The organism is Arthrobacter sp. 135MFCol5.1, from assembly GCF_000374865.1.
Classification (GTDB): Bacteria; Actinomycetota; Actinomycetes; order Actinomycetales; family Micrococcaceae; genus Arthrobacter.
In genome coordinates this window covers 562697-577521 of sequence record NZ_KB895452.1, presented here as the reverse complement: position 1 = coordinate 577521, position 14825 = coordinate 562697, and the positions used below count along the sequence as shown (strand labels likewise).

Here is a 14825-nt window from a genome sequence, read left to right as displayed (position 1 = left end):
CCAATACCAAAATTTCAAAGGATGATCGAGTGGAAAACGTAGCGAAGCCCTGGCCGGCCCTGTGGTCCCTGGTGATCGGGTTCTTCATGATCCTGATCGACACCACCATCGTGTCCGTGGCCAACCCCCGGATCATGGAAGGCCTGGACGCGGACATCAACTCGGTCATCTGGGTGACCAGCGCCTACCTGCTGGCCTACGCTGTCCCGCTGCTCATCACCGGCCGCCTCGGCGACAGGTTCGGGCCCAAGAAGCTGTACCTCTCCGGCCTGGTGGTCTTTACGCTGGCCTCGCTGTGGTGCGGCCTGTCCGGCGACGTCCGGGTCCTGATCGCGGCCCGCGTGCTCCAAGGCCTCGGCGCCGCCATGATGACTCCCCAGACCATGGCTGTCATCACCCGCATCTTCCCGCCGGACCGCCGCGGCTCTGCGATGGCAGTCTGGGGCGCAACCGCCGGTATGGCGACCCTCGTCGGGCCCATCCTCGGCGGCGTCCTGGTGGACGGGCTCGGCTGGGAATGGATCTTCTTCATCAACGTCCCGGTTGGCTTGGTCGGGTTCATCCTGGCGTGGCGCAACGTGCCGGCACTGAGCACGCACCCGCACAAGTTCGATATCCCCGGGGTCCTGCTCAGCGCCGTCGGCCTGTTCCTGCTGGTTTTTGGCATCCAGGAAGGCGAGACCTACAACTGGGGCACCATCACCGGACCCATCAGCGTATGGGGCCTGATCATCGCCGGCATCGTGGTGCTGGCGGCCTTCGTGGCGTGGCAGCGCTTCAACAAGGGTGAACCGCTGCTGCCCTTGGCGCTGTTCAAGGACCGGAACTTTTCGCTCGCCAACATCGGGATCACCACGGTGGGCTTCACCGTGACCGCCTTCAGCCTGCCGCTGATCTTCTACTACCAGCTGGTCCGGGGCCTGACTCCCACCCAGTCCGCCCTGATGATGGTGCCCATGGCCCTGATATCCGGCGGACTCGCGCCCGTCGTGGGCAAGCTGGTGGACCGCGTCAACCCAAAATACATCACCGCCACCGGGCTCGTGCTGATGGCTGTGGCGCTGCTCTGGAACTCAGCCCTGATGCAACCGGACACACCCATCCTGATGTTCCTGCTGCCCAGCGCCGTTTTGGGCTTCGCCAACGCAGGCATATGGGCCCCGTTGAGCACTACGGCCACCAGGAACCTGCCGCCACGGCAGGCCGGGGCGGGTTCGGGTGTTTACAACACCACCCGCCAGATCGGCGCAGTCCTGGGCAGTGCCGCCATCGCGGTGCTCATCCAGTCGCGGCTCACGGCCGAACTGCCTGCGGGAGGCCCCGGCGGATCCGCCGGCGAAGGCCTGGCGATGGGCGGCTCGCTGCCCGAATTCCTGCACGGTGGCTTTTCGACGGCGATGGGCCAGTCCATCCTTCTTCCCGCCGGAGTGATCCTGGTGGGGGCAGCCGTAGCGTTGTTTTTCGCAAAGCCGCAGCCCGTCCAGGGTTGGGGAGCGCCGGCCCAAGGCCAGCCGTCAGCGAAGGTGGACGCTGGTCTGGATTCCGCCGGCTGAGAGGCCAAGCTTCCGGGCCAACGCCAGGCAGCCCGTGTTGCTGACGTCCGCGCGCCACTGCAGCGTCAGTCCCGCTGCGAGTGCTTCGTGGGCCGCGATGGAGCCCGCCAGGGAACCAAGGCCGCGCCGGCGCCACTCCGGGTCGACCAAGACCCCCATGTTTGCCAGCAGGCCTTCCCACTCGCCGTAGGCCCCGCAGGCCAAGGGCACGCGCCGGCCATCCTGCTCGTGGACGATCGTGTACCGGTTTTCCAGGTCGGAGAGGCCAACTTCGTTGACGTCATCGGGCGGGCAGCGGCCCTCCAACTCGATGGCCTCGGGGTTGCCGTGGGACACGGTGAGCTCGTCGGAGGGCTGCTGCAGGGGCAGGTCGTCCGCGAAGAACAGTGCCGCGGCACCGAGGCCGTGACCGCCTCGGTCCCTGGTGAGGGTCAGGAGGGTCACGTGCTGGGCCATTTCCTCATCCGGGATGCCGGCGGCGGCGTCGATCACGCTCTGCGGCCCCACCAGCACCGAACTTCCGAAAAGCCGCACGAACTCAACGGTCCGGACTGACTCGTCGGCCCGCACAATCCGTTCGGCCGAGGCGAGTCCGGTCCCGAATGCGTCGTCGTCAAGGCCCAGCCGGCGTGCCCACGCCAACTGGATGATGGCAGCAGAGCCGGGGTCGAGTGTCATGGTCCCAGCCTAGGGCGGCCTTGCGGCTTATCCGAACAGGACAGCCGCTTCGTCGTACCGGTTCTGCGGAACGGTCTTCAACTGGCCGAGGGCTTCCTGGAACGCGACGTGGTGGATATCGGTTCCCTTCAGCGCCACCATGGTGCCCCAGTACCCCTCCACCACGGAATCGATGGCGGCCATGCCCAGCCGGGTGGCCAGGACGCGGTCGAAGGCGGACGGTACGCCGCCGCGCTGGATGTGGCCCAGGATGGTTGCCCGGGTTTCGATGCCGGTCCGGGCCTCCAGCTCGGGCGCGAGCTGGTCGGCGATGCCGCCCAGCCGGGGCCGGCCGAACGTGTCCAGGCCGCGCTCGGAGTGCGGGCTCTCCATGTGCTCCGGGACAAAGCCCTCAGCCACCACCACCAGCGGCGCGCGGCCGCGGGCGTGGGCTTCATTGACCCACTCGGTGATCTGCTCGATGCTGACTTTCTGCTCCGGGATGAGGATGGCGTGCGCACCCGCGGCCATGCCGGCGTGCAGGGCGATCCAGCCCACGTGCCGGCCCATGACTTCGGCGATCATGCAGCGGTGGTGGGACTCGCCGGTGGTGCGGAGCCGGTCAATCGCTTCGGTGGCGATCTGGACGGCGGTATCGAAGCCGAAGGTGTAGTCGGTGGCGTCGAGGTCGTTGTCCACGGTCTTGGGGACACCGACAATCTTCAGCCCGGCGTCGGTCAGGCGCTTGGCGGCGGCGAGCGTTCCCTCACCGCCGATAGCGATGATGGCGTCGATGCCCAGCCGGTCCATGTGGGCCTTGATGGCCTCGGGGCCGCCGCCGTTTTCGAACGGGTTGGTGCGGGAGGTGCCCAGGATGGTGCCACCCTGTTTCGCGATGCCGCGGACCATGGTGCGGGGGATGTCGATGATGTCGCCCTCCACCACGCCGCGCCAGCCATCGAGGAATCCGACGAATTCGTGGCCGTGGATGGCGATGCCCTTCAGCACGGCGCCGCGGATCACGGCGTTCAAGCCGGGGCAGTCGCCACCACTGGTAAGGATTCCAATTTTCATGTTCAGCTCAAATCCTGGGAGAAGGTTTACAGGCAGAGCGCCACGCTGAGCTCACCTAGAAGTGTAGTGGGGTGTGTGGGGTACGACACAAACCGGTTACATGCGGTGCGCTTCCCGGCGGGTGGCCGCGGGCAGGAAAAAGCCCCCGCATCCGTGATCCGTTCACGAGGGCGGGGGCCTGGTCCCCCAGTGGGGGGAGGCACCTTCCGTAGCTACATCCGTGGGCCGTTGGTCGAGCGGCGCTCCAGGAAGGTTTGCAGCGGGATCTCGTCGCGCTGGTCCGGAAGCACCACCCAGGCCAGCAGGTAGAAGACGACGGCGGGTCCCGGGAGGAGGCAGAACAGCAGGAACGCGATGCGGACGTAGGCCACGTCCACGTTCAGCTTGGCCGCGATGCCGCCCAGCACCCCGCCGAGCCAGCGCTGCGGGCCGCGCTTCAGGCCAAGGCCCCTGACAATGCTGAAGAACTTATCCATGGTTCAAGACTTCCTTTTCAGTGGGTCGTTGTCACGTTTGCGGGCAGAGAGCAGGCCGCCGGCCACCAGGGCCACTCCGGCGCCGATCATGAGGCCGATCAGGACGTAGGTCCCGTTGAGGGTGACGATGCCCAGTTGCGCCACGATGATCAGCGCGGCCAAAGCCAGGACGATCAGGCCCCACACCACGGTTCCCACCCTGGCCGGCGCCGCATCGGCAGGCTCGTGGCCCGCCGTCGTCGGAATGTTGCTGTCCATGTCAGTTGCCTTCCTGGATTGTGACGTTGCTGAAGGTGCCATCGATCCGCACCACCAGGTGGTTGCCGGGTTTGTCCGTGTTGTAGCTGCTCTCGCGGGTGGTGGTCCCGCCGCGCTGGCCTGTGGCCTCGTTCAGGTTGCCCATGGTCATGTCCGCCTTGATATCCACGGGCACGTTCTGCGGGATCACCACGGTGACGTTGCTGGCCGTGATATCGAGCGGAACCACGACGTCGGAGGTCAGGGGGGCTAAGGGGGACAGGTCCGTGAGGTTCACGGTTCCCCGTCCGGCGGTGATGTCGATGCCGCCGCGCGCCTCCTCGATGCTGGCGGGGTTCCAGTCCACCTGCTGGAAACGCATCCTGCCGTCGTTCGCCACGTTGTAGACGCCGCCGGTAACCAGGGCGATCACGGCGAATAGGCTCAGGATCCCCGAGGTCCGGCCGCGCAGTCCCGCCACGAGGATGCCCAGGCCCAGGACTGCCGCGGCGCTGGCCCAGACAATCGCGTTGCCGGAGCCGCCAAGGTCGATGACATGCCCGGCGTCCAGTGCCTTGAGGCCTCCGCCCACCAGCAGGGCAGAGCCGGTGGCGATGGCGACGGCGGGGGCACCCGGGCCGGCCGGCCGGGGCTTGGGCGGCCGCGGCGGAACCCACGGCGCCGGGTATCCGTCCCCGCCGGGAACCCCGCCGCCGGAACCGCCCGGGCCGCCGGTCCCTCCGAATGCTCCCGGGCCATTCCCTGCGGGCCCGCCGGCGGTGCCGCCGCCATAGGCGGGCGCTGGAGGGAACCCCTGGGCGGGGCCGGACGTGGTGGGCGCGGAGAAGGACGACGTGTGTTCGGAACCTGGCCGTCCCGCCGTGTAGGGCGCACCCGGAGCCGCCGGAGCATGGCCCGCCATGGTGGGACGTGCTTTGTTGCGCTGGGAGAGGTGGTAGATCAGGAAGATCGCGCCGGCTACCCAGAACACGGTCCAGAGGAGGCCGCTCAAGCCGTTGTGGCTCCACCCCCAGAACCCTCCGCCCAGGCCGGTGAATCCGAGGACGGTGGCGATCAGTGCGCCCGTCATGCCACTGGACCAGCGGCCCGCGCCGGCTTCCTGGACGTGGATCCGGCCGTCCGGTTCCGGGAGGAAGGCCCAGGCCAGGCCGTAGAGCAGTACGCCGATGCCTGCCAGGAGGGTCAGGACTATTAGGGCTCCGCGGATGATGATGGGGTCCACGCCGAGCCGGTGGGCTATGCCGCTGCAGACGCCGCCGATCCAGCGGTCGCTGCCCCGGGAGATGCCCTGGCTGCGGATCCAGCCGAAGAAGTCGCTTGAGGCTGCTGGCGGGGTGGGGCCGGCGTGGAAGGCATAGCCCTGTGCCGGGTCGGAAGCTGGGGGAGCGGTGGGGCCATCCTGCGAACCGCCGGGGCCGCCCTGGGCGGGGCCCGACGCCGGGCCCGGAGGAATCGCGTCGGAGGCCGGCAGCGGCTCGGTGGGCCGCTGGTTGCCGGAGCCGGGCAACGGCCCGGTTGGGTGTTCGTCGTCGGGGGAAGGGGTCTGCGAGTTCATACTTCGATCCTCCCGTCCAAGCCCGTCGCCGCTCTACTGGGGGAAACCCTGAACGGTCCCTGAGCCACCCCCGGGAAAGCGCACAACCCGGTCCGGGCTACCCTGATCCATGCTTGGATTGATCCATGACAACCCTCCCCGCGCGGCCGCCCCTGGCCCGGAGCAGTGACCGGGTCATCGCCGGCGTGTGCTCCGGCCTGGCCCTGCACCTCGGGTGGCCCGTGAAGACCGTCCGCTGGGGCATGGTCCTCGCGTCCTTCGCAGGCGGGGCCGGCCTGGTGTTTTACGCGTGGCTCTGGATCATGGTTCCCACCGCGGATGAGGCTGCCCGGCGCAATACCCGCCGCCCGGCGTCGCCCATTGCCCCGGCGGTGAGCCGGCCCGCCGCCGCAACAACGGACGACGACGGAAGTCCCACGGGTGCCGCGGGCTCCGGCCCGGCCGGCACGGGCGCAACCCCCGGCGCTCCCTGGTTCCGGGTGCGGGGCATGCGCTACGGCAAGGAGATCCTGCTCGGCTGCGGGCTCCTGCTGGTCGCCGGGATCATGATCGCCCAGTTGCTGGGTGTTGATGTGTCCCTGGGCACCCTCATCCCCGCCGCCGCTGTCCTGGGTGGCGCCTCGATCGCCTGGATGCAACTGGACGAGACCCGCCGGGCGGGACTGGTGGACAAGACCAAGGCGGACCAGGCCGGCGGCTGGGGCCGGCTCGCAGCGGGGCTGGCGCTGGTGGTTGCCGGTGTCCTGGTGATGGTGTCCGGCTCGGGTTCCTGGGAACAGACGTGGCTTGCGCTGCTGGCTTCCGTGGCGGTCCTGGGCGGCGTGGTGCTGGTCCTGCTGCCGTGGGCCTTGAAATTCTGGCGGGACCTCGAAGCCGAGCGTGCGGGCCGCATCCGGGAAACGGAACGCGCGGAGATCGCGGCCCACCTGCACGACTCAGTGCTGCAGACGCTCGCCTTGATCCAGCGGCGGGCGGGCAACGAGCACGACGTCGTCCGCCTGGCCCGCGCGCAGGAGCGGGAGTTGCGTGGCTGGCTCTTTCAGGACCATGGACGGGAAAGCGGCCAATTGTCGGACCGGATCAAGGCCGCAGCCGCCGAGGTGGAGGACCTGCTTGGCAACGCTGTGGAGGTGGTCACGGTGGGTGACGCCGCCATGACGGAGGCTCACGAAGCCTTGGTCCAGGCCAGCCGTGAGGCGATGCTTAATGCCTCCCGGCACGGCGGCGGAACGGTGTCCGTTTATCTTGAGGCGTCGGACGGGCAAGCCGAGATCTTCATCAAGGACAGGGGCCCCGGTTTTGAGCTGGGGAACGTTCCCTCGGACAGGCTTGGCGTCCGGGAATCGATCATCGGCAGAATGAAAAGGCATGGCGGCTCGGCTGCCATCCTCAGTACGGATGACGGCACCGAGGTTCGGCTGAGGCTGCCGGCAGCGGAGAACGCGGAAGGGAAACCATGAGCACCATCCAGGGAACAGGGGGCGCAGCCGCCCGGCCGGCCAAATCCGTGCGGGTGGTGATCGTGGACGATCACGCGATCTTCCGCTCCGGGTTGAAGGCCGACCTCGACGCCAGCATCCACGTGGTGGGGGAAGCCGCCACCGTGGAACAGGCCATCGCCGTGATCGCCGAGCAGCGGCCCGACGTCGTCCTCCTGGACGTGCACCTGCCCGGTGGGCTGGGTGGCGGCGGCCGGGAAGTCATCGCCGGCTCCGCACCGCTCCTCTCCGCCACCCGCTTCCTTGCCCTGAGCGTTTCCGACGCAGCGGAGGACGTGGTGGCGGTGATCCGCGCCGGGGCCAGGGGCTATGTCACCAAGACCGTTTCCGGCGCCGAGATCACTGATGCCGTGTTCCGGGTGGCCGGCGGCGACGCCGTGTTCTCCCCGCGCCTGGCCGGGTTCGTCCTGGACGCATTCGGAACCGCTCCCGCGGACATTGCCGACGACGAGCTGGACAAGCTCTCGGCACGCGAACTGGAGGTCATGCGGCTCATCGCCCGGGGCTACAGCTACAAGGAAGTGGCCAAGGAACTCTTCATCAGCATCAAGACGGTGGAAACCCACGTGTCCGCGGTGCTCCGGAAGCTGCAGCTTTCCAGCCGGCATGAGCTGACCAAGTGGGCCGCCGAGCGCCGCCTCCTCTAACAACGCCAGCTCACCTTTGACGCCTTAAACCCCGACGCCCGCTCACCTTTGACGCCTTAAACACCGACGCCCGCTCACTTCCTCAAGGAAAGTGAGCGGGGGTCGTTGTTTAACCGGCCGGAAGCGACCGGGCGTCTACTGGGCCTTGCCCAGGAAGTCCTGCAGGCGCTGGACGCCGGTGGCGAGGTCGTCATCGCCCAGTGCGTAGGAGAGGCGCACGAATCCGGACGGGCCGAACGCCTCGCCGGGGACCACAGCCACCTCTACCTCATCCAGGATCAGGGCGGCCAGCTCGGCAGACGTCTGAGGCGTGGCGGTGCCTGACGCGGTGGGGAATTCCTTGCCCAGCAGCCCCCGGACGTCCGCGTAGACGTAGAAGGCGCCCTTCGGCGTCGGGCATTCCACGCCGTCAATGGCGTTCAGGCCGGCGACGATGGCCTTGCGGCGGCGGTCGAAGGCCACCTTCATCTCATCGACCGCGGTCAGCGGACCGGACACGGCGGCGAGGGCCGCAATCTGCATGATGTTGGAGACGTTGGACGTGGCGTGCGACTGCAGGTTGGTGGCGGCCTTAATGACGTCGGCGGGGCCGATCATCCAGCCCACGCGCCAGCCGGTCATCGCGTACGTCTTGGCAACGCCGTTGAGGATGACCACCTTGTCGCCAAGCTCTGGGGCCGCCGTGGCGATGGAGGTGAAGGGGACGCCGTCGTAGGTGAGGTGCTCGTAGATCTCGTCCGTGACAACCCAGAGGCCCTTTGCTGCGGCCCACTTGCCGATCTCAGCCACCTGCTCCGGCGAGTAGACAGCGCCGGTGGGGTTCGACGGCGAGACGAACAAGAGGATCTTCGTCTTGTCCGTGACGGCCGCTTCCAACTGCTCCACGGTTACCAGGTAGTCCTGCTCGGGGCCGGCGAAAACTTCCACGGGCACGCCGCCGGCCAGGCGGATCGCCTCGGGGTAGGTGGTCCAGAACGGGGTGGGCACGATGACCTCGTCACCCGGATCCACCAGGGTGGCGAAGGTGTTGTATACGGCCTGCTTGCCGCCGTTGGTGACCAGCACCTGCGAGGGGTCAACGGTGTAGCCGGAGTCCCGGACGGTCTTTTCGGCAATGGCCTTCTTCAGCTCAGGCAGGCCGCCCGCGGGAGAGTAGCGGTGGTACTTGGGCTGGCCGGCTGCTTCGATGGCGGCCTGGACAATGTAGTCCGGGGTGGGGAAGTCGGGTTCGCCCGCGCCGAAGCCAATAACCGGACGGCCTGCTGCCTTGAGCGCCTTCGCCTTGGCATCAACGGCAAGGGTTGCGGATTCGGCAATTGCGGATATGCGCTTGGAAACGCGGGCGGCAGACATGGCAGGTCCGTTCTTCGCTTGCAGCCGGAAGGCTGGAATGTGGGTTTCGACGAGTTCTACTCTAAGCTGTTCAGCGGACCCTCCGGGGAGCCGGTTTGGTTTTGTGACTGCTGACTGCTGCACAAGTCGGACCGGCCGGCGGATGGGCCGGGTCGGGCCGGTTTTACCTACGCGGACTTCTTGCGTAGACTGGTTCACCGGTGTTGAAACACGGATGATGGCGTGCGCCCCAGTTCAAACTGGTGCCTGGGTCGTCAAAGAGTGGCATTCACTCCATAGGGTAGTGGCGCAATTGGTAGCGCAGCGGTCTCCAAAACCGCAGGTTGCAGGTTCGAGTCCTGTCTGCCCTGCGCAAGCTGTCTCCGGGCGAAAGCCCGGGGCAGACGCAGCAACCATGGTTCTGATCAGGGCCGGGTAATCCACCATTGCAAAGATGAGCGAGGACCAGGTGACCGAAACAGCTGCCAGCAGCTCCAAGGGCCGCCCAGCTAAGAAGGAAGCCAAGGCAAGCTTCTTCGCCCGCATTGCTCTCTTTGTCCGCCAGATCATTGGCGAACTCAAGAAGGTTGTGGCCCCCACCCGCAAGGAACTGATCAACTACACGCTCGTGGTGCTGGTGTTCGTGGCCATCATGATGGTCATCGTCAGCCTGCTGGACATTGGTTTCGGAACCGCTGTCAGCTGGATCTTCGGCGGTACCGGCTCGACGGACAGCTAAGGCTGGATGGTCCGCAGGCCGCGTGTTTCGTCCGGGAAACCGGAAGGGAAGCGCCGGTGTGCGGAATTGAGCCATTTAAATAGGCATGTTAGGCAATGAGGAAGCAGGAGACCAAGTGTCTGAGCAGGAGCTCGAGGTAACCGAGTCTGGGCTGGAAGAGTCCCAGGACGTCGCGGCAGAAGCCGGTGAAGAGTCCGAGGTTGAGTCCTTCGCGCCCGAATCCGACGACGCCGGCTCCGATGCTGACGGTGCCGCCGGTGAAGAAGCCGACGCCACGGAAGACGGCGACGACGAGTCCGCTGACGCCCTCGCCGCTGCAGCGGCCACCGCAGCCGCTGATCCCGCCGAGGAGTTCAAGGCCAAACTGCGCCGCCAGGAGGGTGACTGGTACGTCATCCACTCCTACGCAGGTTACGAGAACCGCGTGAAGGCCAACCTTGAAACCCGCATCCAGACCCTGGACATGGAAGATTACATCTTCGAAATCCAGGTGCCCATGGAAGAAGTCGTGGAGATCAAGAACGCCCAGCGCAAGGTGATCAACCGCGTCCGCATCCCCGGCTACGTCCTGGTCCGCATGGACCTGACCGACGCCTCCTGGGGCGCCGTCCGCCACACCCCCGGCGTGACCGGCTTCGTGGGCAACGCCCACAACCCGGTCCCGCTGCGCCTGGACGAGGTCTTTTCCATGCTCGCCCCGGTCTTCGAGGAAGAGCAGGCCGAGAAGGGCAAGCCGGTCAACAAGCAGAACCAGGCTCCCGTGGCCGTCGACTTCGAGGTCGGCGAGTCCGTCATCGTCAAGGAAGGCCCGTTCGAGACCCTTCCCGCCACGATCTCCGAGATCAAGCCCGAGTCCCAGACCCTCGTGGTGCTGGTCTCCATCTTCGAGCGCGAAACGCCCGTCACCCTGGCGTTCAACCAGGTCACCAAGATCTGACCAACCGAGAATTCGTTCCGGCACCGCCCGCTTAGCGGCGCCGGAACGGCCGGCCGCCTTGCCATGGCGGCCACAAACCTGAGGCACGCTCCTGTGCCCCAGGACGTTATTGAGAGAAGGACCCTACATTGGCTCCCAAGAAGAAGGTCACCGGCCTCATCAAGCTGCAGATCCAGGCAGGTGCCGCCAACCCGGCCCCGCCGATCGGTCCCGCGCTTGGCCAGCACGGTGTCAACATCATGGAATTCTGCAAGGCGTACAACGCTGCGACGGAAGCCCAGCGCGGAAACGTCATCCCCGTGGAAATCACGGTCTACGAGGACCGTTCCTTCACGTTCATCACCAAGACCCCGCCGGCTGCAGAGCTCATCAAGAAGGCTGCAGGCGTTGCCAAGGGTTCATCCACCCCGCACACCGTCAAGGTTGCCAAGCTGACCCAGGCCCAGGTCAACGAGATCGCCTCCACCAAGATGGAAGACCTCAACGCCACCAGCCTCGAAGGCGCAGCCAAGATCATCGCCGGCACCGCCCGCTCCATGGGTATCACCGTCGAGGGCTAACCACCCTTCCCGCTGTCCAGCGTCAAGGTAATTGACGACGACGGGCGGCACCGCCGGGACACCGGCACCAAACACAATGAAATGTCGGGCATCCGGGCCGGATAACGAACCGGACCACCGACTGTGGCAGGGCCCAGCGCGGTCCGCAGACCACAACTGCACAAGGAGAAATAAGCAGCATGGCAAAGCGCAGCAAAGCATATGAGGCAGCAGCCGCCAAGATCGACGCGGAGAAGCACTACGCACCGTTCGAGGCAGTAACGCTGGCCAAGGACACCAACCCGTCCAAGTTCGACGCAACCGTCGAGGTGGCTTTCCGCCTGGGCGTTGACCCCCGCAAGGCCGACCAGATGGTCCGCGGTACGGTCAACCTGCCCCACGGCACCGGTAAGACCGCCCGCGTCCTGGTCTTCGCCACGGGCGACAAGGCTGAGGCAGCAATCGCAGCCGGCGCCGACTTCGTTGGTTCCGACGACCTGATCGAAAAGATCGCCGCCGGCTGGACCGACTTCGACGCAGCCGTTGCTACCCCTGACCTCATGGGCAAGGTTGGCCGCCTCGGTAAGGTCCTTGGTCCGCGTAACCTGATGCCGAACCCGAAGACGGGCACCGTGACCCCCGATGTCACCAAGGCCGTCAACGACATCAAGGGTGGAAAGATCGACTTCCGCGTCGACAAGCACTCCAACCTGCACTTCATCATCGGCAAGGTGTCGTTCGACGCCATCAAGCTGGCCGAGAACTACGCAGCAGCCCTGGAAGAGGTCCTTCGCCTGAAGCCGTCCGCTGCCAAGGGCCGCTACATCCAGAAGGCCACCGTTGCCACCACGTTCGGTCCCGGCATCTCTGTCGACCCCAACGTCACCAAGGTGCTCACCGAGGCCTAGTCCTTGATGAAAGTTCCTGCCCCGGGCTGAGCCCGGAGCATCAGGAGCCCGCCCCGACGCGCATGCGCCGGGGCGGGCTCCTTTGTTGTCCGGCGTATTTGCCTAAGCTGGCTGCATGGATAATCCGGACCCCGCTGGCGTCCCGCCTCTGCCGGCACGTGACGTACTGGTGATTGCCGCCGTCGCGATCCCTGCCGCCGGAAGCGGCCAAGGTCCCTCCGGTACGTTGGTGGACTTCCGGGAGTGCCAGTCCATGCGGGCAGCGGAGGACATGGCTGTGTGGGGAAGCCTGGAGCGCTGCCTGACCGACAAGGAGGCGCTTGAGTACTGGCGTGGCAACCCCTATGAAGAACGGCAGCTCTTCCTGGCCCGGATCGGCAGCGAACCGGTGGGCCTGTGCTCGGTCACCTTCCCGCTGCGGGACAACACGGCCACGGCGGGCATTGAGGTCCTGGTGGTTCCCCGCTGGCGCCGCCAGGGGATCGGGCGTGCGCTGCTGGGCCATGTCGAGGCCGTGGCCCACTCCCGGGGTCGGTCATCCCTTGGCGGCTTCCATGAAATACCCCTGGACGCTTCGGGACATGGCGCCGGCAGGCTGGCCGCGAAGTCCGGGGCCGGGCACTTGCCACTGGACCACCCCGCTAGCGCTTTTGCCCTGTCCGCCGGCTACCAGCTGGAACAGGTGGAACGCTCCAGCCGGCTGGCCCTGCCCGTGGCTGGTGACCGGCTGGCCCGGCTCGAAGCGGAAGGGATCGCGCGTGCAGAGTGCTACACGCTGACGGCCTGGGATGATCGTTGCCCGGAAGAGCTTGTTGCCGCCTTTGCCCGGCTCAAGGAGCGGATGAGCACGGATGCGCCTACCGCGGGCATGGACTGGGAACGCGAGGACTGGGATGCGGCCCGGGTCCGGGGGGACGAATCGGCCCTTGTCCGCAGTGGCGTCCAGTCTTCCGTGGCGGCCGCCGTGCACCGGCCCACTGGCGAGCTGGTGGCGTACACGGTCCTCACCTGGCGCCCCGAGGTGCCGGAGTCGCTGATCCAGCAAGACACCTTGGTGTCGGCAGAGCATCGCGGGCATCGGCTGGGCATGCTGGTCAAGGTGGCCAACCTCCGCCGCGCGCAGGAAAAGTGGCTTCCGGCGCGCTCGGTCCTGACATGGAATGCCAGCGAAAACCAGCATATGCTGGCGATTAATACCGCACTTGGATTCAAGCCTGCCGGCTATGAAGGTGAGTGGCAGAAACGGCTGGGATGATGCCCGAATGGCGATAGACGTAAAGATCGAACAGCTGTGGATTCCGGATTCCCTGGACACCCCGGACGCAGCCGACTTCCTGGCCGCCGTCGAGGTGGGGCGCAAGGTGCGGATGCAGACCTGGGGGAGTGACGATCTCGCCTACGGTCCGCTGGAAAAACTGCTCGAGTTCGCTGATCCCTATGAGCGGCAGCTGATCCTCGTCGCCAAGGTGGACGGAGACATCGTGGGCACTGTGGACATCGCGCTGCCGCTGACGGACCACCTGGACCTTGCCGAACTCACCCTGGACATCCTGCCCGAGTTCCAGCGCCAGGGCGTGGGCCGGCGCCTGCTTGAGGCGGCCGAACAGCTGGCTCGCGGCGAGGGACGCACCATGATCCTGGTGGACACCAACCACCCCGGCGCATCACTCCACGAATTTGGTCAGGCCCAGTTGGTCCCGGGCACCGGCCAGGGGTTCGTTCCCTTGGAAAGCCGGGAGGTGGAGTTCGCGCAGCGGACCGGGTACACACTCCAGCACATTGAGCAGTTCAGTTCCTGCCTGCTTCCCCTCGACACGAAGCTGGTGGCCGACCTCCAGGCTGAGGCCGAGGAAGCCAATGGCGGCCGGTACCGGCTGCACCATTGGACGGACCGCTGCCCGGACCAGTGGCTGGAGGCCGTGGCGGTCTTGGAGAACCAGGCGGGTGCCGACGTCGACCCCTCCCTGGACGTGCCGGTTGAGCAGGACATGGTGTTCGACGGCGGGATCCTGCGTGAGGCCGAAGACGTCGCCATCGCGCAGGGAAGGCGGACGGTGGTCACCGCCGTCGAGCACATCGCTACGGGATCGCTGGTGGGACTGACCACCATCACCGTGCTGGCCCACCGCGCCGACGTCGTTTTCCAGGACGATACCTTGGTCCTGCAGGAGCACCGCGGCAACAAGCTGGGCCTGCTGATCAAAGTGGCCAACATGGAGCGGCTCAGCGAGCAGTTCCCGGATGCCCGCATCATCTACACCTGGAATGCCCCCGAGAACCGGTACCTGCTTACGGTCAACAAGCAGCTTGGGTTCCAGACGGCAGGGGTGACGGGTATCTGGCAAAAGGAACTTCCCACCTTGCGGACCAGCACCAGCTGACGCCCGATTTGGCGGACCGGTGCTCCCTCACGTAAGCTGGGAGTACCAAAGACCGTCGGTTGTTGGAAATCCACTCTCCTGTTCATGGCTCAACTCTGCAGTTGTGCGCCGGAGGCCACAGTAGGTTTCCGGACGAAGGACCCTCAACGCAGGGCGGCCGGCGCAGGTGAACGAAGCAAAGCTCCACGGCTCAGCCGTGTTGAGCCAAGCCCCGTGCATCTGCGCGGGGCGTTTTTAGTTTTAGCTCTCTTGAGCGGGGACCGTCGAATA

General features: G+C 66.5%; 15 protein-coding genes and 1 tRNA gene. 10 read left to right on the top strand and 6 right to left on the bottom strand.

All coding sequences use genetic code 11. From position 1 onward, the window contains the following. The first annotated feature begins 29 nt into the window (after positions 1-29). The gene (locus tag C563_RS0102650; RefSeq protein ID WP_018760483.1) at positions 30-1553 is read left to right on the top strand and encodes a DHA2 family efflux MFS transporter permease subunit; all 1524 of its coding nucleotides are present in this window, start codon (positions 30-32) and stop codon (positions 1551-1553) included. Here the strand turns inward: C563_RS0102650 and C563_RS0102645 are convergent. The 5 genes from C563_RS0102645 to C563_RS0102625 all read right to left on the bottom strand — a co-directional run bounded on the left by C563_RS0102645 (position 1515) and on the right by C563_RS0102625 (position 5573). Continuing rightward, a complete protein-coding gene (locus C563_RS0102645) occupies positions 1515-2231 on the bottom strand; it encodes a GNAT family N-acetyltransferase (RefSeq protein WP_018760482.1) in 717 nt (238 codons plus the stop codon). The genes C563_RS0102650 and C563_RS0102645 overlap by 39 nt on opposite strands. Before the next feature lie 27 nt (positions 2232-2258). After that, on the bottom strand, positions 2259-3284 hold the full coding sequence (locus C563_RS0102640; RefSeq protein WP_018760481.1) for an ATP-dependent 6-phosphofructokinase: 1026 nt from the start codon (positions 3282-3284) through the stop codon (positions 2259-2261). A gap of 212 nt (positions 3285-3496) precedes the next feature. Then, a complete protein-coding gene (locus C563_RS0102635) occupies positions 3497-3760 on the bottom strand; it encodes a PspC domain-containing protein (RefSeq protein WP_018760480.1) in 264 nt (87 codons plus the stop codon). 3 nt (positions 3761-3763) lie between these two features. Next, the gene (locus tag C563_RS0102630; RefSeq protein WP_018760479.1) at positions 3764-4018 is read right to left on the bottom strand and encodes a hypothetical protein; all 255 of its coding nucleotides are present in this window, start codon (positions 4016-4018) and stop codon (positions 3764-3766) included. 1 nt (position 4019) lies between these two features. Further along, on the bottom strand, positions 4020-5573 hold the full coding sequence (locus tag C563_RS0102625) for a PspC domain-containing protein (RefSeq protein WP_018760478.1): 1554 nt from the start codon (positions 5571-5573) through the stop codon (positions 4020-4022). Between the two features lie 125 nt (positions 5574-5698). On the opposite strand from C563_RS0102625, the gene C563_RS0102620 reads away from it, so the two are divergent. Beyond that, positions 5699-7033, top strand: a complete 1335-nt coding sequence (locus C563_RS0102620; RefSeq protein WP_018760477.1) for an ATP-binding protein — start codon at positions 5699-5701, stop codon at positions 7031-7033. Next, on the top strand, positions 7030-7719 hold the full coding sequence (locus tag C563_RS0102615; protein ID WP_018760476.1) for a LuxR C-terminal-related transcriptional regulator: 690 nt from the start codon (positions 7030-7032) through the stop codon (positions 7717-7719). The genes C563_RS0102620 and C563_RS0102615 overlap by 4 nt, the downstream gene beginning before the upstream one ends. A 135-nt stretch (positions 7720-7854) precedes the next feature. Here the strand turns inward: C563_RS0102615 and C563_RS0102610 are convergent, their stop codons facing one another. Next, positions 7855-9072 carry a pyridoxal phosphate-dependent aminotransferase gene (locus C563_RS0102610; protein ID WP_018760475.1) on the bottom strand — a complete coding sequence of 406 codons (1218 nt, stop codon included), beginning with the start codon at positions 9070-9072 and terminating at the stop codon, positions 7855-7857. Positions 9073-9349: 277 nt separating this feature from the next. Between C563_RS0102610 and C563_RS0102605 the strand changes: the two genes are divergently transcribed. The 7 genes from C563_RS0102605 to C563_RS0102575 all read left to right on the top strand — a co-directional run bounded on the left by C563_RS0102605 (position 9350) and on the right by C563_RS0102575 (position 14555). Beyond that, a tRNA-Trp gene (locus C563_RS0102605) sits at positions 9350-9422 on the top strand. Positions 9423-9505: 83 nt separating this feature from the next. Then, positions 9506-9790: a preprotein translocase subunit SecE gene (secE, locus tag C563_RS0102600; protein WP_018760474.1), complete on the top strand. Its 285-nt coding sequence runs from the start codon at positions 9506-9508 to the stop codon at positions 9788-9790. A gap of 115 nt (positions 9791-9905) precedes the next feature. Then, entirely contained in the window at positions 9906-10727 is an 822-nt protein-coding gene (gene nusG, locus C563_RS0102595; protein WP_018760473.1) for a transcription termination/antitermination protein NusG, read from the top strand. 128 nt (positions 10728-10855) lie between these two features. Continuing rightward, entirely contained in the window at positions 10856-11287 is a 432-nt protein-coding gene (gene rplK, locus C563_RS0102590; RefSeq protein WP_018760472.1) for a 50S ribosomal protein L11, read from the top strand. A 179-nt stretch (positions 11288-11466) separates the two neighbouring features. Next, on the top strand, positions 11467-12174 hold the full coding sequence (gene rplA, locus C563_RS0102585; protein ID WP_018760471.1) for a 50S ribosomal protein L1: 708 nt from the start codon (positions 11467-11469) through the stop codon (positions 12172-12174). A gap of 115 nt (positions 12175-12289) precedes the next feature. Next, positions 12290-13429, top strand: a complete 1140-nt coding sequence (locus C563_RS0102580; RefSeq protein WP_018760470.1) for a GNAT family N-acetyltransferase — start codon at positions 12290-12292, stop codon at positions 13427-13429. A gap of 7 nt (positions 13430-13436) precedes the next feature. After that, on the top strand, positions 13437-14555 hold the full coding sequence (locus tag C563_RS0102575; protein WP_018760469.1) for a GNAT family N-acetyltransferase: 1119 nt from the start codon (positions 13437-13439) through the stop codon (positions 14553-14555). Positions 14556-14825 lie beyond the last annotated feature (270 nt).

What these genes read in the sequence shown, in the direction of transcription:
- C563_RS0102645 (WP_018760482.1), bottom strand. Translation starts at nt 2,231, where the DNA reads ATGACACTCGACCCCGGCTCTGCTGCCATCATCCAGTTGGCGTGGGCA.
- C563_RS0102640 (WP_018760481.1), bottom strand. Translation starts at nt 3,284, where the DNA reads ATGAAAATTGGAATCCTTACCAGTGGTGGCGACTGCCCCGGCTTGAAC.
- C563_RS0102635 (WP_018760480.1), bottom strand. Translation starts at nt 3,760, where the DNA reads ATGGATAAGTTCTTCAGCATTGTCAGGGGCCTTGGCCTGAAGCGCGGC.
- C563_RS0102630 (WP_018760479.1), bottom strand. Translation starts at nt 4,018, where the DNA reads ATGGACAGCAACATTCCGACGACGGCGGGCCACGAGCCTGCCGATGCG.
- C563_RS0102625 (WP_018760478.1), bottom strand. Translation starts at nt 5,573, where the DNA reads ATGAACTCGCAGACCCCTTCCCCCGACGACGAACACCCAACCGGGCCG.
- C563_RS0102620 (WP_018760477.1), top strand. Translation starts at nt 5,699, where the DNA reads ATGACAACCCTCCCCGCGCGGCCGCCCCTGGCCCGGAGCAGTGACCGG.
- C563_RS0102615 (WP_018760476.1), top strand. Translation starts at nt 7,030, where the DNA reads ATGAGCACCATCCAGGGAACAGGGGGCGCAGCCGCCCGGCCGGCCAAA.
- C563_RS0102610 (WP_018760475.1), bottom strand. Translation starts at nt 9,072, where the DNA reads ATGTCTGCCGCCCGCGTTTCCAAGCGCATATCCGCAATTGCCGAATCC.
- secE (WP_018760474.1), top strand. Translation starts at nt 9,506, where the DNA reads ATGAGCGAGGACCAGGTGACCGAAACAGCTGCCAGCAGCTCCAAGGGC.
- rplA (WP_018760471.1), top strand. Translation starts at nt 11,467, where the DNA reads ATGGCAAAGCGCAGCAAAGCATATGAGGCAGCAGCCGCCAAGATCGAC.
- C563_RS0102580 (WP_018760470.1), top strand. Translation starts at nt 12,290, where the DNA reads ATGGATAATCCGGACCCCGCTGGCGTCCCGCCTCTGCCGGCACGTGAC.
- C563_RS0102575 (WP_018760469.1), top strand. Translation starts at nt 13,437, where the DNA reads ATGGCGATAGACGTAAAGATCGAACAGCTGTGGATTCCGGATTCCCTG.